The organism is Brachybacterium sp. UMB0905, assembly GCF_002871795.1.
Lineage (GTDB): Bacteria > Actinomycetota > Actinomycetes > Actinomycetales > Dermabacteraceae > Brachybacterium.
Map to the genome: position 1 here is coordinate 260,755 of NZ_PNHL01000001.1, position 18,269 is coordinate 279,023.

Consider the following 18,269-nt stretch of genomic DNA (forward strand, 5'->3'; position numbering starts at 1 on the left):
GCTTCACATCACGGAACGGCTCAGACCGCGGATACGACACCTCCGGCGACCCCGCCATCCGATACAGGAACGCCACCATCGCATCACGATTCACCGGCTCCAGAGGACGGAACGTCGACGTCCCATCATCCTCCTTCCACCCCGTCGAATACCCCGACTCAGCCATCCACATAATCTCGTCATAGAACATATCCCCGACATTCACATCAGAGAACACGAGAGACTCGGAGGCCTCCGCCTTCAGCCCCACGACGATCGGGTCGTGATCGGAAGAGCCGAAGGGGCCGGATTCGTACAGGTCCACCGCGTTGTTCTTGTAGCGGGCGTAGGTGGTCATCACGGACTCGGCGCCGTTGATCTGCCAATCGGTGGCGCCGGTGACGCGCGCCGCAGCGGATTCATTGGCCAGCACATGATCGAGGGAGCCGACCATGCCGCCGAAGCTGTAGGACCAGCCGTCCGCGTCGTGGGCCTCGGCCATGTTCGTGAAGCCCGCATCGTAGAAGAGCTGCAGCGGCTCCTCCTGGGTGTACGCGTTGAAGTCACCACCGTGGAACACGTCCTCGACGCCCAGGTCGGCGGCGGTCTGATCACCCCACTCCAGCAGACGCTCCGCCTGCTGGAGGCGGGAGGTGCGGGCGTTGCCCTGCACCGGATCCTCCGGCAGGTTCGCGTCCTCCGCGTCCTTCGAGCCCTTGGACTTGAAGTGGTTGATGGTGAAGAAGAAGGGCTTGCCCTCCTGGCCCTCCGCACCGAGCGGCGCGAACACCTGGCCCAGCGGCTCCCGGGCGTTGTCGAAGGCCGGGTCGTCGGCGAGGATCTGCAGGTCGCCGACGGGCTTGACGGCATCGGCGCGGTAGATCAGGGCGTTGGTGATGACGTCCTGACCACCGTCCAGGCCCAGCTGTGCGTAGGCATCGCCGGTGGGCACGTATGCCCAGGTGCCCTCGCCGTCCTTCGCGTTGAGGGCCTCGACCAGGGTGGCGGTCGCCTCATCCGGGGTCTCCCCCAGGCGTGCAGAGTTCTCTATCTCGATCAGGCCGACCACCTCAGCCTCGGTGCCGGAGATCGCGTCGACAATCTTCGACTGCTGGCGCTCGAGGTCCTCGGCGTCCCAGGCGCCGCGTGGATCGCAGCCTCCGCGCACGTTGGTGCCATCGCCCTCCATGTTCGTGTAGGGCTCGCAGCCGGGGGTGTCCTCACCCAGGGTGGTGAAGTAGTTCAGGACGTTGAACGTCGCCAGCTGCAGATCGCCGCCCACCTCGGCGGGGGCGTCCTGGCGGGTGTTCTCGAAGTCCACACCGTCGGTGTCATGGGACTCCCACGGGGTGGTGACGTTGAGGCGCCACTGGTCGAAGGAGTAGGAGATGACGACGGGCTCGGTGAAAGACGCGGCCGCGCCCACGCGCACCGGCTCTTCCGTGGTCAGCCAGCTCATCGGCTCGGTGGGGTTCTTCTGGAAGTTGGTGGTCCGACCATCGTCCAGCAGCACGAGGTTCTGAGCCTGGGCGTCGTAGTACTCGGTGGCCTCGGCGCCGGGGCGCATGATGTCACCGGCCTGCTTGAGCGGCTCATCGCCGATCGCGAGCCCCACCTCGCCGAACTTGTTCGTGTTGTACACGTCGGTGACGGTGAAGTCGCCCTCGCCGGGCAGGTAGAGCATGTGCTCGATGCTCTCGCGGTCCTCCTCAGCAGTGGGGAAGCCGCCCTCGAGGGTCAGCGGCTCCACGGCCTCGAGATCCTGCTCGAGCATCTCCAGCCCGTCGGCGCCCACGGTGATCTGGGTGGAGCCGTAGTACTCGGAGACCTCACCGGTCACGCGCACGGAGTCGCCGATGGCGACCTGGTCCATGGTGTCGCGGGAGTAGACGAACAGCGCGGTGGAGCCCTTATGGGAGGAGAAGTCCAGCGCCCCGCCGGTGCCGCCGGTCTGGATGACGTAGCCATTCAGACCGCCGGTGGCGTACACCGCGGTGACCACGCCCTCGGTGGTGACGGTCTGGCCGTCGAGTGGGCTGCTCGCACCGGTGCCCTGAATCTCCGCGATCGACACCTGCTCTCCGGGCACCGGATCGGTCGGGTCCTCCGGGTCGCTCGGGTCCTCGGGGTCGGTCGCGCCGCCCGACGGGGTGGGCGTCGGCTCGCCCGCGACGAAGTCGCTCGAGTTCTCGCCGGTGGCGTCGATGCGGGAGATCGAGGTGGTGTTGGAGGTGGCGGGTGCGGGGGAATCACCGGAGAAGGTGGTCGCGCCGCCCCAGCCCACGAGGTCCACGACGGCCGGGTCCTCGGCGCAGGTGGTGCCGGTGCAGGCCAGCAGGCCATCAGCGTCGGAGAGGGCGAACACGCCCTTGGTTCCGGAGACGGTGACATCACCGGTGGCGTCCGGGGTGGGAAGCGCCTCGGTGCCGCCGCTGCCCTGCGCGAGCTGGATGAGGAAGGTGCCGCCGGCGGGGATGACGCCGCTGAGGGTGACCTTGCCGCCGGCCTGGAACTTCCCGGTGGCGGAGGAGTACTGGAGGGTCCAGCCGTCCAGCGAGATGTCCTCCGTGCCGGTGTTCACGAGCTCCACGAAGTCATGGGTGAGAGTGGCGCCGGAGTTGCCGCCGCCGCCGTAGATCTCGTTGATCTGCACATCGCCGAGGCTGACGGTGGCCGCCTGGGCGGTGGGGGCGAGGGCCGGCAGCAGGCTCAGGCCCAGGACGAAGGTGGCCGTGGTGGCGCCGAGACGCTGCAGTCGGGAGCGGTTCCCAGCCGCGGTGGTACGGGTGGTCATGGGGATCTCCTCGTGCGGGGAGTGAGGACGGCGTCAGCCGTCGCGGGAAAGATCAAGAAAAAATAAGGGGGCAAGACGGCGCGGGCCGGGAGCATCGCTCCCGACCCACGCGCTGGTCAGTCCGCTTCGGAGAGGTAGGTGATGCCCTGCTCCTCATTCATCCGATACAGGAACGCCGCCGTCGCATCACGCTTCGTCGACGCCCGGGGGCGATACGACCCATCCGGCCACCCCGTCGTAATACCCTCCGACTTCATCCACGCAATCTCCGCAGCAAACTTCGAATCCTTCGACACATCCGAGAACGGATCCTCCGTCAGCTCAGGCACATCCGGAGACCCCGCATACCGATACACGAACGCCGCCATCGCATCACGCGCAATCGGCTCCGTCGGACGGAACGTCCGATCCGACCAACCCCGCGCAACACCCTGCTGATACGCCCAGATGATCGCATCGTAATGCTCATCCCCACGCTTCACATCACGGAACGGCTCAGACCGCGGATACGACACCTCCGGCGACCCCGCCATCCGATACAGGAACGCCACCATCGCATCACGATTCACCGGCTCCAGAGGACGGAACGTCGACGTCCCATCATCCTCCTTCCACCCCGTCGAATACCCCGACTCAGCCATCCACATAATCTCGTCATAGAACATATCCCCGACATTCACATCAGAGAACACGAGTTCGCACGAGGCATCGGCGCTGCCGGTGATCTGGGCGGTGACGGACGTGCCGGTGTCCGGGGCAGCGGTGATCACGGCGGTCGCGGTCTCACCCTCCTCCAGGCACACATCGGTGAGCTCGACCGCGGCGCTCAGGCGACCGGATTCGGCGTCCTTCTCCACCGGGGCGGTGAAGGTGCCCAGCTCACCGAGGTCCACGGTGGCTTCGGTCAGCTCGGGAGCACCCAGGCTCTGGGACTCCAGGCCGGAGATGGTGAGCGTGGAGCTCGGGCCCGCTTCCAGCTGCATGTCGAGCTGACGCTGCGAGTAATCAGGGTCCATGCCCTCGTTCGCCGCGAGGTACTCGACGAAGGCGTCCCGGTCCAGCACGCCCGTGTCGGCGATATCAGTGGCTTGCGCCAGGGTCTCCATACCGTCGCCCCCCTCGAAGAGGAAGCTGGCGGCGACGATGGTGTAGGTCGCATCCGGATCGATGGGCTCGCCGTTGACACGCACATCGAGGATGCGCTCGCCGCGCTCGCGCGTGGAGTCGAAGGTGTACTCGATGTTCTCCGAGACGCTGAACGCCAGGAAGCGGGCGCCGTCGGCCGCCCACTGCTCCTCGAGCATCTGGATGAACTGCGCACCGGTGACCTTGCCGGAGTTCAGCGTGTTCCCGAAGGGCACCATGTTGTTGGCCTCGGCGTAGGTGATCACGCCGTCGCCCTCGTCAGCGGCCTGGTCGTACCAGAGCTCGGCACGGATGCCGCCGGGGTTCATCCACCCGATGATCTCTTCGCCCGCGTTGGTGCCGCGCTCCTCGAGGTACCACTTCATGGAGTCGGCCAGCATGTTGCCGGCGGCGGAGTGGCGGCCGCGGTTGTCACCCTTCGTGGTGGCCTGGTCGTTCACCGGCTTGGAGGGCACGCGCACCCCGTCCTTGTACTCGGCCTTGGAGTCGGCCCAGGAGGTGGTGACGTCATCGGTGATGCTGCCGACCGGCTCCGCACCGATCTCCTCGGCGTCGGCGAGCGCCTGCTCCGCCACGCCGGCGGCGGCGTCGTACACCGGGTTGCCCGCGCAGGCATCCAGGTCCGCACCCTCGGTGGGGATCATCTTCATGCTGTCCTTGACGACGTCCCAGTCCCCGTCGTCACCGAGCTCCAGGGTGACGGAGGCGATGTTCTCGCCGGACGCGCCGGTCTGGATGATCGGCCGCTCCTCGCCGTCCTGGCCGGGAACGGGTGCCTGGTAGATGTACCGGCGGTGAGAGTCACCGTTGAAGATCGCGTCGATCTCACCGGAGGTCTCCGTCACGATCTTGTCGAAGATCGGATCCGTGTTCGCCGGGGCCTCGCCGTCCTTCGCGTCCACGCTCGCGCCCTCGTGGTAGGCGGCGACGACGACGTCGAACTCCTCGCCGGAGGCCTTGAGCTCTTCGAGAGCGGCGTTGACCGAATCCACCGGGTCACGGAACTCGAGGCCCTCGATCGCCGCGGGGCTCACCTTCGAGACCGTCTTCGTGGTCACGGCACCGATGACGGCCACCTTCACGCCATCGGCCTCGATGACGGTGTAGGCATCGTGCAGACGGGTGCCGTCGGCCTTGTAGACGTTCGCGGCCAGGTCCGGGAAGTCGGTGCGCGGCGCGATACGCTCCAGCAGATCCTGCTGCCCCTGGTCGTACTCGTGGTTGCCGATCGCAGCGGCATCCACACCGAGGGCGTTGAGGAAGTCGATGGTGGGCTCGTCATTCTGGATGGCCGACGGGAAGGCGCTGCCCCCCACGTTGTCGCCCATCGACAGCAACAGGCTGCGGTCATGCTCGGCCTGCTCCGTGACCACAGAGCAGGCGAAGGCATCAGCGGCGCCCAGCGCGCCGTGGAAGTCGTTGAATCCGATGAGGTTGATCTGGTCACCGGCATCGGCCGCAGCGGCGGGACCGAGGGGGACGACGAGGGTCGAGAAGGCGACCGCTGCCGCCCCGAGGCCCACTGTGGTGCCACGGGCGATGCGGTGCGCGAACGCGTCCGTCATGTTGGCTCCTGGAGAGGGGATCGGGATGTGCACTCATATCTCACCCCATCCGGAGGTGACACGCCCGGCGTTTCCCGAGATCGGTATCCCGGCGTCACCGAGTGTTCATCTGGCAGGGTCGGATACTGTCGTCTCGAACGTCGGGGCCGGGCGGTGCACGCCGCCCGGCCCCGATCGGCTCCGATGTCAGCCGGCGTACTCGATCCCGTTCTCGACCTGCAGCCGATACAGGAACGCGGCCATCGCGTCACGCTTCACATCCTGCAGCGGGCGATAGGTCCCATCGGACCACCCCTCCGCAATGCCCTCGGCCTTCATCCAGGCGATCTCCTTGGCGAACTTCGACGTCTTCGACACGTCCGTGAACGGATCGACGTCGGGCGCCGCGGCGTCCGGCGAGCCGGCGAAGCGGTAGACGAAGGCAGCCATCGCATCGCGTGCGATCGGAGCGGTGGGGCGGAACGTCCCGTCGCTCCATCCGGTGGTGATGCCCTCCTGGTGCGCCCAGATGATCGCGGCGTAGTGCTCGGCGCTCGGCGCCACGTCCGAGAACGGGGATGTCTTCGGCAGCGTCACGGCCGGCTCCCCTGCCAGACGGTGCAGGAATGCTGCCATCGCATCGCGGTTCACCGCGGTGAGCGGACGGTACGTCCCATCCGCCCAGCCGCGGGCCACGCCCGAATCGTAGGCCCACAGCATCGCTTCGAAATGCTCGTCCGACGGATCGACGTCCACGAAGGGCGAGGTGGGGTCCTCCTCCGGCAGGTGCTCCTCCGGAATACCGACGCCTCCCACATGGGTGACGGTGCGGCCGCCTTCCGGGTGGTGGATGATCTCCCACTCGTCGGTCACGGCGCCGGTGGAGTCCTTCGCGGTGTAGCTAAGCGTCCCGTCCTCGACATCGATCAGCTGGTAGGTGGACCGGGAGTGGTACGCGGTACGGGGCAGCGCGCCGTTGTCGTACCAGTCGGTGACCTGCAGCGGGTACTGACGGTTCGAGGACGAAGAGGTGACGAACACCGGGCCGGTGTCCTCACCCGCCATCTCCCGCTGCCCGGAGACATAGGCGTGATCGTGCCCGGCAAGGACCAGATCCACCCCGTGCTTCTCGAGGACCGGCTCGATGTACGCCCGCAGCTCCGGATTTCCCCGGTCCGGCGACGAGGAGTACACCGGGTAGTGCATGACCACGATGGTGAACTCGCGCGGGCTGTCCGTGAGGATCTCGTCGAGCCACGCCGCCTGGGAGGTGAGCCAGCGCAGCTCGTCGGCGGTGTTCCGCGGAATGCGGTAGTAGGTGTTCATGGTGACCACCCGGATGTCATCCACATCGTGGTAGTAGACGGTCTCGGCGAAGTGCTCGAAGTCGTCCGGTCCGTTCAACGGCAGGTCGAACTGATCGCGGTACTGGGCCGAGAGCTCACCGGAGTCGGTCGAGCGGTATTCGTGATTGCCCACCGCGGGGTTCCAGATCATCGTGCGCGGCAGCTTGCCGGCCGCACGGTTCAGGGCATGCCATTCCGCGGCGGAGTCCCAGGTGTTCACCTGGTCGCCCGCGGTGATGAGCGCACGCGCCTGCGGCCGGTCCTTCAGCGCGGCCAGCGCCACTCGGGTCCAGTGCTCGGTGTGCCCGGTCTGGATATCCCCCATCGCGATGAGGCTGGTGCGCTGGGCGTCCGGGTCGCAGGTGGTCACCGGCATCCAGCCGGAGTAGTTGGTCCCATCGCCCACCCGGTAGAGGTAGGTGGTTCCGGGCTGGAGCCCTGTAGCGGTCGCGCTGTGATGGGTGTGCTCGTACCCCGCGCCGCTGTCGCGCGTGACGGAGTCGCTCGCATCGACGGTGACGGTGTCGAAGCCCCAGGGGTTCGCGGTATCCGCTGAGACCTGCAGGTGGGGTGTCTGCACCTCGGGGGACGTCCGCCAGGTGACCGTGAGGGTCGTGGTGTTGTCCTCGGTGGGGTTCAGGGTGATGTGGTCAGGCTGCAGCCCGGGTTCCGAGCCGGCGGCTCGCGCTGCCGGATCCAGCCCCAGCACCGCGGCGGTGCCGAGTGTGCCGGCGCCCAGCAGGGTGCGGCGTCGCAGGTGGAGTTCACAGGTGGTGGTCATGACAGTCTCTCCTGGAGTCGTTTCGGGGGTCTGCACGGTTTCTGAAGGGGTCAGTCGGCGCGCTCGATGCCGCGCTCGACCTGCATCCGGTACAGGAACGCCGCCATCGCATCGCGGTTCACGTCCTGCAGCGGCCGGTAGGTCCCGTCCGACCAGCCGGTGGAGATCCCCTCCTCCTTCATCCAGGCGATCTCCAGCGCGAATTTCGAAGACCTGGAGACATCGGAGAACGGATCCGTGCTCGGCGCCGAGACCTCCGGCGAGCCCGCGTACCGGTACAGGAACGCCGCCATCGCATCGCGCGCGATCGGCTGCGTCGGACGGAACGATCCATCCGACCACCCCGTCGTGATGCCCTCCTGATGCGCCCACACGATGGCTGCATAGTGCTCATCTCCCGGCTTCACATCCGTGAAGGGCGACGATGCCGGAAGGTCCACGGCGGGCTCACCCGCCATCCGATACAGGAAGGCCGCCATCGCGTCTCGGTTCACGCCCTCCAGCGGGCGATATGTGCCGTCGGCCCAGCCCTTGGCGATCCCCTCCTCGTAGGCCCACAGCATCGCCGCGAAGTGCTCATCGGACGGGTCCACGTCCACGAACGGCGAGACCGGGGCGGGCGCTTCGGCGACCGGGAATGTCACGGTCAGGGTGCGGGTGTGCTCCACGTCGTTCACGAGCACCGCGACGGTCGCGAGGGTGGTCGCGTAGCCGCCGGTGAGCTCGAGGTCATCGGTCAGTGGCACCACCTCGCCGTCCACGATGGCGCGGTCCAGCACCGTGACCTGACCGCTGCCGTTCACCGCCACCGCATCAGCGGCACCGGCATCCTGCGCATCGCCCAGGTAGGCACCGTCCTGAGCGGACCAGCGCACGGACACCGGCCAGGAGGCCGGCACGGAACGGTCGTCCTGCAGCACCGAGGCCTGCAGCTGTGCGACCTGGCCGGGGCGCAGTGCCCACGGGCCCAGGATCTTGATGTCCTCGACGAAGGGGTTGACCTCGACGTCGAGCCACGTGCCATGGTTGTCGCGCCACAGCCCCTGCGAGGGGTCGATGCCCAGCATCGTCCAGCCCGAGAACCCGCCGCGCCCGGGGGTGGAGCTCGGGGACTTGCCGGCGTTGCCGTTGACGACGTGGGTGACACCGTCAACCTGGTAGACGTCGAACGCTCCCACCCCGGCGCCGAGCACCACGGTGGATTTCCCAGCCGCCTGCAGCTCCGCGGTCCACTTCTCGATCATCGCCGCGTCCTGCGGGTCTCGCAGCGCCGACTGATCCAGGATCGCATCGCGCGTGGGGTGGTGCATCGCGAGCACGACACCGGTGATGGAGTCGTCCTCGGCGGCCGCGTCGAGCTGTTCGCGCAGGAACTGCACCTGCTCCGGCATGTGCGAGATGATGTACGGCGCCGAGTTCAGGGTGATGATCCGGGTGCTGTCCACATCGGTGACCGTGTACAGGTCGCCGAACGCGTCCTGCCACGGCCCTAGGTCCTCGGCCTTCATCGCCTCATGGTTGCCGGGGACGTACTGCCACGGGATGCCGGAGTCGCCGAGCTCCTCATCGAGCACCCGCTGGGCGAGCTCGATATCGTCCACCTCGCCCTCGTCGACGAAGTCACCCAGGATGATGATCCGGTCCGGCGCTTCGGCGACGAGTTCTCGTAGGCCCTCCCGTGCGGTCTGCACGAGTGCTGAATCCGGGTTCTCCCCCACGAACTGCAGATCAGAGATCACGGCGATGCGCAGCGGTTTGTCGTCGACCGATCCGGCCGGGGAGACCGCGGGGTCGTGGTAGATGGTGCCGCTGGGCATTTCGACCTCGGGAGCGCCGTGCGCCACCAGATCGCTGAACGCCACGGAGCCCTCGTACTGCTTGCGCGAGCCGGTCTCCATCAGCCGCACCCGCTGCAGGGTCAGCGGATAGGCGGTGCCGGCGGGGATGTCGAAGCTGACGGTCTGCCAGCCCTCAAAGGTGACGTACTGCGGAGCGGAGGCATTCACCTGGACGGTGGAGCCGTCACCGGCGCGCATCTGCAGGCGCGGCCAGGCACCGGTGCCGTCGCCGCGCATCTGCATGGTGATCCGCGTGGGCTGGCCCTCGATCTCGATCCCCCCGCCGGGCGCCACAGCGTAGGAGCCGCGGGTCCCGGTGGACTGGGTGAAGTCGTGGTTCAGCTCGATCGCCGTATCACCCTCAGGATCCTCGACCACCGCCAGCGAACCGGTGGCGCGATCCGACGCATGCGCCCACTGCGCGGCATCGGCCAGGTCCGTGATCGGAGCGGAGGAGGAGCCGACGGTGACCGGAATCTGGATGCGATGCTCGCCGACCGTGAAGGTCAGGACCGTGGAGCCGGAGTCGATCGTCGCACCGATGACGAGGGTGTTCCCGTCCAGCGGTTCGACGGTGTATCCCTCGGGGACGTCCACGTCGATATCGCGCACATCGATCGGAGCGGCGTATCCATCGCTGTCGTAGCCGGTCAGGGCGAGAGTTCCGGTCTGGTCGGCGTTCTCCAGACTGATGGTGAGGGAGGAGGAGGTCAGGCGGGCCAGGTCGCCCAGGACCTCCATATCCAGCGTTCCTTCGGCGCCACCGCCGCTGACGCGAACCTGCACCGGACCGCGGGACGCTCCGGTGACCACACCGTCCGCATCCACGCTCGCCCGCGTCGCGTCATCCACGCCCCACTCCTCAGGGCTGCCCTCGACCGGGGTGAGATGGTCGTCGACGCCGCGGGCCACCAAGTCGCGATGCAGGCCGGGGAACACGCGAGTGGCCCCATCGGCCGCCGTGACCGGGCGCACCCGGAAGGCATCCAGCTCCCCCGTCCCGGGGGTGATGACCACCCCGATGCCGTTGCCGTCGCTGCGCTCCTTCCCGTCGGAGGGGTCGTTGCGGACCTCCGGATCCTTCTCGCCGGGCTCGCGGGCGCTGAGGGTGGTGGAGCCGCCGCCGTCGAGGTTCAGCGCGGTGTGGGAGCCCAGCTGGGCCATGAGCTCGCCGAGCTCGGTGAGGGTCATGCCGCGCGAGTCAGTGCTGCGGCCGTCCACCACGGCCAGCACCAGACGACGCCCGTCCTGGCTGACGCCGGCCGCGGTGCGGGGATGCGCGTTGGGGTCCTTGCTGACGACGGCGGCGCCGTCCTGCACCAGGTATGCCCCGGAGCCGATGCCCACCACGGGGTTCGCGAGGTCGGTGAGGATCGAGTGCTCGATCTGCACCGAGGCGCCGTCGGGGAGGGATGCGAGCACATCGGCGGCGGGCCCCGGTCGGGCGGCCACCACACGCACGCCCTCGGGGATCACCTCGTCCGAGACGGGCTGGCTCCGCATGACCTTGCCCTGGGCATCGACCCACACCTCGATGCCGGACGCCGCAGCGTCGTCGTTGCGGGTCAGACGCTGATGCTCGCCCCAGTGGTGGGTGAACAGTGCCACCTCATCGCTCTCGATGCCGAGCGGGTTCACGCCGCCCAGCATGAGGGTTTCGCCGCCCGCGACCACGCTGCCGCGGGTGATGGCCTCGGTGATCATGGCGACGTTGTCCTCACTGATCATGAGGGCGTTCGGAGCACCATCGGAGGACTTGATCAGACCGTCTTCCTCGTCGAGCCCGATCCCAATCGGCGCGCCCGAATCGTTGATGTCGAAGAAGTCGCCGTTGACCGCGGCGGCGACGCCCTGGGAGGCGTCGGTCAGCTCCGTGAGGGTGCCGGTGTCAGCCACCTTCCCGGTGTAGAGGTAGTCCATCGAGACGGCCTCATGCGAGAGATCGATATCCAGCACGGCACCGCGCTGCCAGCCGCCCGGCTCGAGGCGCTCCCACTGCGTGAGGACCACCCCGGGGCCGATGACCGTCTCTTCCTGCTGGGTGACGACCGCCCGGCCGCCCATCGTCAGGTCGAGGTATCCGTGTCCGCCGACGATGCTGCCGGGCTCGACATCGGTGTCCGGGGCGCCCGCGGGCAGCGCACCGGGATTGTCGGCCACGGCGACCATGCGGGGGGCGAGGGTCGGCTCGTCGACCTGGGCATCGGGAGCGGTCGGGTCTGCGGGCGCCGTGACTGTCGGCTCCGGGTCCGTGCTCGGATCGGCGTAGGCGAGGGGACCGTAGGCGCCCAGGCACCCAGCAGCCAGGGCGAATGTGGCCAGAGAGGCGAGGCGGCGGCGGAGATCGAGGTCAAAGATCGGGCGACGAGTGCTCACGGAAGATCCTTCGCAGGGCAGGACGCAGCTCGTACAACGGGCGCGACGGCGCGGCAGGGCACGAGCGGGCGACGGGGGATGGTAGGGAGCGCGGCATTCCTGGCAGACCGCGCATGACCAGTGAAGACGACGCGCGTTACCGGTGGTGATCCCTTCGGTGAACACCATGCGACCCCTTCCGGGCCCCCACACGAACACAGGCCGACGGCGCTTCGCTACGATCGGGAGGCCGCACTCTCCCACCGCCCTCTCCCGCCGCTCTCCCAACCTCCCCGCAGGAGCCCGCCATGGTCATGCCGTTGTTCAGCCGCCGCCCCACCGTGCCCGCGAAGGACGGCGCGAGCTGGCCGCATGTGATCATCATCGGCGGCGGCTTCGCCGGGGCGCATGCGGTGATGGCGCTGCGGGATGTACGAGTGCGGGTGACGCTGATCGACCGCAATGTGTACAAGACCTTCCAGCCGCTGCTCTACCAGGTGGCCACCGCCGGGCTGAACCCGGGGGATGTGACGATGTTCCTGCGCGGGCTGAGCCTGAAGGTGCCCAATATGCGCTACCGCCAGGGCGAGGTGGTGGGCGTAGATCCGCAGCGCAAGGTGGTGCGCCTGGAGGAGGGGCAGGAGGCCCCGCAGGAGCTGGCCTACGACTACCTGCTGCTCGCCAACGGTGCGACCACGACGTTCTTCGGCACTCCGGGGGCTGAGGAGCACGCGATGCCGATGTACACCCGCAGCCAGGCCCTGGCGATCCGCGACCGGATCTTCTCCGAGCTGGAGCGCTCCTCCCGCGAGGCTGCGCCCAGCAGCGACCGCCTGCACGTGTGCATCGTGGGCGGCGGCCCCACAGGCGTAGAGATCGCCGGGGCGCTCGCCGACTTCCGGCAGCAGGAGCTGGACATCCTCTATCCCGAGATGGATCCCGGCACACTGCAGATCACCGTGATCCAGCGCGGCCAGGATCTGCTCAAGGGATTCGCCGACACCTACCGCGACTACGCGGCGCAAGAGCTCGAAGATCGCGGGGTGCTGCTGCGCCTGGGGCATGGCGTCAAGGAAGTGGGCTACGACCACGTGATCCTCGATGACGAGCGGGTGCTGGAGTCCGATGTGACGATCTGGGCGGCCGGGGTCGCGATCGCCGATGACGTCACGGACTGGGGCTTCCCGCAGGATGACCGCGGCCGGATCATCGTCGACGAGCATCTGCAGGTGCAGGGCTTCCCGGGTGTGTATGCGGCCGGGGATGTGGCCGGCGGGGAGCATGCCCTGCCGCAGCTCGCCCAGCCCGCGATCCAGACGGGGCAGGGGGCGGCCCGCTCGATCGCCGCCGACGTGGCCGGTAAGCCCGCCCGGCCCTTCCGCTACCGGAACCTCGGCACGATGGCCACGATCGGCCGCCACGCCGCGATCGCGGAGCTGCCGTTCCCGCTGATCAAAGGGCTCTCCGGCTCCATCGGCTGGTTCTCCTGGCTGGGTGTGCACATCACGAAGATGATCGGGCACCGCAATCAGCGGGCAGTGGCGATGAACCTGCTGTCGCTGTACGGCGGCACGCGCGCCACGCATCAGCCGAACCCGGTGGTCGGCGAGGTGGATTCGCTCGAGGCCGCGCGCGTGTTCGAGGCGGAGGCCCAGGCGCGGAAGTTCGGCCGCGGCGCCGGAGCCCGCGAGGACTCCGATCAGGTCATCGAGGGGCGCGACGGCGAGGCGCCCGAGCCCCGATGAGCGCCAGGAGGCGGTCCACGTCCTCCCGCAGAGGGCCGACGGGGTCCGCCTCCCGGGCTTGCTCCGCACCGTCGGCGTTCTCCGGGCCGACGGGCGGTGCGTACAGCGCGTCGCTGCGGGCGGCGGCCAGGCGTGCGGCCGCATCACGATCGGCGTCTCCCACGGTGATGCCGCGCGCGGCGATCTGATCCAGCAGGTCGCTCAGAGCCACGGAGGGTGGCAGCGCAGGATCGAGCTGGAGCCCCCCGGCCCCGCGGCGGGCGGTGGCCTGCTGGATCTCGCCCCAGGCCAGCTGGGCGGCCTCGCGCCGGCGCGCCTGCGCCGGACCGTCGGCCCCGCCCGCTCGCGCCCAGGCCTGCTCCCGCGCGGTGCGGGACCGTGCCCGGACGGCCAGCCAGCCCAGCACCGCGGAGAGCGCCGCAAGGATCAGCAGGCCGCTCCCCCAGGCAAGGCTCGAGCCCTCACGCCGGGGCCCCGACTCCCCGTCGGCACTCCCCTGCGGTGTCGTCGTCTCCTCCGCGCTCGTGCTCGGGTCCTCGGACTCGGACTCCTCACTGGTCTCAGACTCCTCGGGGGCCTCCGGAACCTGCGGCTCGGGCGCGGTCGTGGACCCGGCATCCGGGGTGTCCGGCTCGGGCTCGCCTCCCTCGGGGGTGCTGAGGGGTGCGGGCTGGATGGCGCCTCCCGCGGCCGCCGGGGTGGGTTCGAAGCGCACCCAGCCGATCTGGGGGCCGAACCACACCTCCGGCCAGGCGTGCGCATTCGCGGTCGTGACCACGTACTCGTCCCCGTCGGCCGTGCCCGGTGTGAAACCGATGACCACCCGGGTGGGGTAGCCCTGGGCGATCATCATCAGAGCGAAGGTCGCGGCGAACTGCTCGCAGTACCCGATCCGCTCCTCGAGGAAGGATTCCAGCGGGTCCTGCCCGGGCGGGGTGCGGACCGTGAGGGAGTAGCCGAAGGAGCTGCGGAAGTACTGCTGGAAGGCGAGTGCCGTGTCGTAGGCGGTGTCGGCGCCCGTCTCCTCGACGACCTGGGCGGCGAGGTCGGCGGCGGGCTGCGGGACCTCGTCGGGGTCGATATAGCCGCTCTCGAAGGGGGCTGCGAGCACCCCCGGATTCACGGCGCGCAGGTCATCGGGGGTGAAGGGGTTCGTCTCGGCCCCCACCCAGTACGTCTGTCCTGAGAGGGTGAGGTTGCGCCCGGAGACCAGGATTTGCCCGGCCCCCTGCCGCACGTACATGGCGTTCTCGAGCCGCGGCTGATCGGCGGCGATGGCGCGCACCGCATCGGGGGCCGGGAGGCGGCCACCGCCCATGTCGGTGGGCTCGATCATGTAGGTGACCAGCTCGCCGCCCCCGATCGGAGAGCCGGTATCGCGTGCCGCGGAGAACTCGCTGCCGAGGTCGTCGTCGGGATGCGTCGCGCCATCGGCGGTGAACGCCTCCCCGTCGAAGCGGTTCAGAGTGTTCATCCGCAGATAGGAGGGTTCGGCGGCGTCGGTGGAAAAGCGCAGCACCTCCGTGGAATCCGGCTGCAGGAGACTGCGGCGCACCGAGACGTCATCGTCGATCATCACCGGTCCGAGCGCCGGCCCCACCCCCGATCCCTGCTTCACGGTGTCCAGGTTCACGGGGAAGCGCGTGGCGGTGAGGACAGGCAGACGTTGGGCGAGCCCGGGGGTCAGGGCCGCCACGAGGCCGACGCACAGCGCCGCCGCCCCCAGGGTCAGCAGCGGGCGAGGCAGCGGCCCGGCCTGGGGGCGAGGATCGCCCGCGAGGTAGCGCGGATCCCCGTGCAGGGTGCGGGTCAGCAGGATCAGGGTGGCGCCGAGGATTGGGCCGGTGACCGCCCAGCCGGTGACGCCGCCGGGATGGTGCAGCGCCGGCAGCGCAATCGCGCCCAGCAGGGCGAGCGCCACCGGGGTGTGCCAGCCCAGGTCCAGGTAGGCGAGGTCCAGGATCAGCACCAGCAGCGCCAACAGGGCGACGACGAGCACGGTGCCCGGGCCCTGCAGCTGCACGGGCGCCACCCCGGTGGCGAGCTCCGCGATCCCGGCGCGCAGAATCTGCGGCTGCGCGGCGAGCAGACCGCGCAGTCCCTCGGCACCCTCCAGCAGCCCCTGGCTCAGTTCGAGCCAGGCCAGCAGAGCGACGACGAGCAGGCCCTGCAGCACCGGGACCAGCAGCGGTCGCGGCACGATCACGCGCAGTACCACCCCGCCGCCGATCACGACGACGGACGGCAGCAGGATCCGGGCGAACCAGGCGCCGTCGGCGATGAGCAGATCCAGCGGCGCAGCAGCCAGCAGCACCGCGAGCATCAGCAGCAGCGCCCTGCCCACCAGGTGCGCACCGGTCAGGGCGGGGCGGCCCAGCAGGGGGCTCATCGGCGCACCTCATGATCCGGTGCGGTGACTGCCAGGAGGGCATCCAGCGCGTGGCCGGTGCTGCCGCGCACGAGCTCCCAGGCCCCGCGGCGGCCGCGCACCGGCTCGGCTGCGGGCTCTGGGGCCGACGGGTCCGCGGGCTCTGGGGCAAGAGCCAGGGCGATGCGGCGGGCGGCGCGGCCGGCGAAACGGTCGAGGTCCAGGCCCGCGAACGGCTCCCGGTCATCGATGCCGAGGGCGATCGCGTAGGCGGTGTGCCCGGCGGCGTGGTCACGTCCGCGTCCGCTCGCGGGGTCGTCGTCGAAGCCGGTATCGGCGAGGGCCAGCAGGCCCGTACGGGCGGCGAGGGCATCGGCTTCGGTGCGCAGCGGGGAGCCGGTGCTGCGGCCATCACGCCCGGGGGTGCGGGTGATCTCATCGCCGGAGGCGTCCAGCACACGGGTCTCCCAGCCGGCCTGGCTGAGAGCCTGCAGGAGACTCGCCGCATGGGAGACCAGGCGGTCCTCGAGGGCGGGGGTGAGCGCGGTACGACCGGTGGTGTCCAGGATGATCACGGCACTCCGGGCGGAGGCAGGCTCCTCCTCGCGGGTCATGAGGCGGCCGGTGCGGGCGCTCGCACGCCAGTGGACGCGGCGGATGTCGTCCCCGGTGGCATAGGGGCGGGCAAGGGGCCCGATCTCCCCGGGTCCGGCCGCGCCGTGCGCCTCCGTTCCTGCCTCGGCGGCGATCCCGGCGCGGCGCAGGGCGGGGGCGCTGATCTGCTCCACGGCGGGCAGGCCGATCAGCTGCAGGTCATCGGTCTCGGTGCGGCGCAGGTGCAGCACGCCGAGGAGGTCGCGCACCAGGATGCTGCGCGGCCCCAGGGGGTGGGTGCCGCGACGTTCGACGGCGAGCAGGTGGTCCATGCGCGGCCCGAGCGGCAGATCGCCCTGCCCGCCGAGCGCCGCCGGGAGGTGCTCGCGCACCACGCCGCGGCCGAGCGGCAGGATCGTGATCGGGGCGCGCGCGGCCAGGCGCAGCCGCACCCGGGCCGTGCCCCCGGCGGGCACGGCGTCATCGAGCAGCTCGCGCCGCAGGTGCAGGCCGGGGCTGATCACGGCCATGCACAGGGCGCCGAGCAGCAGAATCAGCAGCAGCGCGGCGGCGATCTGGCGGGCTGCGACCAGGCCCGTGATGTCACCGGCAAGCCACAGCAACGGCGCGGCCACGGCCAGGACGATGCCACGGCCGGTGGGCCGCAGCACGGTGCCGGGGCGCGGGGTCACGTCTGCGGGGTGCTCACGAGGACCTGCCGCAGCACATCGCCCGCATCGGCCCCGCGGGAGAGGGCCTGCGGCGTCAGGTGCAGACGGTGGCCCCACACCGGCATGATGACCTCCGCGACATCCTCCCCGGTGACGAAGGTGCGCCCGGCGAGCGCAGCATGGGCCTTCGCGGCGCGCACCAGGTGCACGGCCGCGCGCGGAGAGGCGCCGAGCGCCACCTGCGGATGCTGCCGGGTGGCGGCGGCCAGGCGCACCACATGATCCAGCAGCACCGGGGAGGTGTAGACGTGGCGCACAGCGTGCACCTGCTCGGCCACCCGCTGCGGAGTGGTGCGCGGGGTGATCGCATCCAGCAGGTCCCGGTCCCCGGTGGGCACCGGCGCGGTCTGGGCGGCGAGCATCCGCGCTTCGGAGGGGGCCGACGGGTATCCCATCGAGGTCTGGGCGAGGAAGCGGTCGCGCTGTGCCTCCGGCAAGCGGTAGGTGCCCTCCATCTCCACAGGGTTGGCGGTGGCGACCACCATGAACGGCTCGTCCAGCGCGTAGGTGGTGCCGTCGACGCTGACCTGCCGCTCCTCCATGGCCTCGAGCAGCGCAGACTGGGTCTTCGGGGAAGCGCGGTTGATCTCATCAGCCAGCAGGATCTGGGTGAACACCGCACCGGGTCGGAACTCGAACTCTCCGGTGGCCTGGTTGAACACGCTCGCGCCGGTGACATCCCCGGGCAGCAGGTCCGGCGTGAACTGGATGCGGTGGCGCTTCGCGCCGAGCGCTGCGGCGAGGGACTTGGCGAGCATGGTCTTGCCCACCCCGGGGATGTCCTCGATGAGCAGGTGGCCCCCGGCGAGCAGCACCAGCACCGCGGTGCGGGCGGTCGCCTCCTTGCCCTCGACCACCGTGGTGATCTGGGCGATGACGTCATGAGCCGCCTCCGCGATGGCCGTGGCCTGCGGCTCACTCAGCATCGGCACCTCTGCCGCCCGGTCGAGCATTCCCGCGCCTCCTGCCCCGCTGTGACGTCGATGTTCACGAAGAATTCGTCTTCCATCCGGGCTGGGGCTCCACCTGCGCCTTCCCGGTCCGTACA

The 18,269-nt window shown here is 69.6% G+C and carries 8 protein-coding genes; 1 reads left to right on the top strand and 7 read right to left on the bottom strand.

The features are described from left to right. The 4 genes from CJ197_RS15050 to CJ197_RS01215 all read right to left on the bottom strand — a co-directional run. Nucleotides 1-2,773, bottom strand: a 2,773-nt coding sequence (locus CJ197_RS15050; protein WP_102234931.1) for an ExeM/NucH family extracellular endonuclease, incomplete at its 3' end; no start/stop codon positions are given. Between the two features lie 116 nt (nucleotides 2,774-2,889). Continuing rightward, on the bottom strand, nucleotides 2,890-5,484 hold the full coding sequence (locus CJ197_RS01205; RefSeq protein ID WP_102234932.1) for a 5'-nucleotidase C-terminal domain-containing protein: 2,595 nt from the start codon (nucleotides 5,482-5,484) through the stop codon (nucleotides 2,890-2,892). Nucleotides 5,485-5,670: 186 nt separating this feature from the next. After that, nucleotides 5,671-7,590: an S-layer homology domain-containing protein gene (locus CJ197_RS01210; RefSeq protein ID WP_102234933.1), complete on the bottom strand. Its 1,920-nt coding sequence runs from the start codon at nucleotides 7,588-7,590 to the stop codon at nucleotides 5,671-5,673. Between the two features lie 50 nt (nucleotides 7,591-7,640). Further along, the gene (locus CJ197_RS01215) at nucleotides 7,641-11,804 is read right to left on the bottom strand and encodes a phosphodiester glycosidase family protein (RefSeq protein WP_158239328.1); all 4,164 of its coding nucleotides are present in this window, start codon (nucleotides 11,802-11,804) and stop codon (nucleotides 7,641-7,643) included. Between the two features lie 287 nt (nucleotides 11,805-12,091). Between CJ197_RS01215 and CJ197_RS01220 the strand changes: the two genes are divergently transcribed. Next, complete coding sequence (locus CJ197_RS01220; protein WP_102234935.1) at nucleotides 12,092-13,528, top strand: NAD(P)/FAD-dependent oxidoreductase; 1,437 nt, start codon at nucleotides 12,092-12,094, stop codon at nucleotides 13,526-13,528. Here the strand turns inward: CJ197_RS01220 and CJ197_RS01225 are convergent. The 3 genes from CJ197_RS01225 to CJ197_RS01235 are packed head-to-tail and all read right to left on the bottom strand — an operon-like array spanning nucleotide 13,488 to nucleotide 18,174. Further along, the gene (locus CJ197_RS01225; RefSeq protein ID WP_102234936.1) at nucleotides 13,488-15,917 is read right to left on the bottom strand and encodes a transglutaminase domain-containing protein; all 2,430 of its coding nucleotides are present in this window, start codon (nucleotides 15,915-15,917) and stop codon (nucleotides 13,488-13,490) included. The genes CJ197_RS01220 and CJ197_RS01225 overlap by 41 nt on opposite strands. Further along, nucleotides 15,914-17,182 (bottom strand): DUF58 domain-containing protein, encoded by a 1,269-nt coding sequence (locus tag CJ197_RS01230; protein WP_102234937.1) that lies wholly within the window; start codon nucleotides 17,180-17,182, stop codon nucleotides 15,914-15,916. The genes CJ197_RS01225 and CJ197_RS01230 overlap by 4 nt, the downstream gene beginning before the upstream one ends. Next, complete coding sequence (locus CJ197_RS01235) at nucleotides 17,179-18,174, bottom strand: MoxR family ATPase (protein ID WP_102234938.1); 996 nt, start codon at nucleotides 18,172-18,174, stop codon at nucleotides 17,179-17,181. Before CJ197_RS01235 ends, CJ197_RS01230 begins: the two co-directional genes overlap by 4 nt. Nucleotides 18,175-18,269: the final 95 nt, after the last annotated feature.

Bases quoted from the DNA above. Each gene is read 5' to 3' on its own strand.
- CJ197_RS01235 (WP_102234938.1), bottom strand. From the start codon at position 18,174: ATGCTCGACCGGGCGGCAGAGGTGCCGATGCTGAGTGAGCCGCAGGCC.
- CJ197_RS01210 (WP_102234933.1), bottom strand. From the start codon at position 7,590: ATGACCACCACCTGTGAACTCCACCTGCGACGCCGCACCCTGCTGGGC.
- CJ197_RS01205 (WP_102234932.1), bottom strand. From the start codon at position 5,484: ATGACGGACGCGTTCGCGCACCGCATCGCCCGTGGCACCACAGTGGGC.
- CJ197_RS01225 (WP_102234936.1), bottom strand. From the start codon at position 15,917: ATGAGCCCCCTGCTGGGCCGCCCCGCCCTGACCGGTGCGCACCTGGTG.
- CJ197_RS01220 (WP_102234935.1), top strand. From the start codon at position 12,092: ATGGTCATGCCGTTGTTCAGCCGCCGCCCCACCGTGCCCGCGAAGGAC.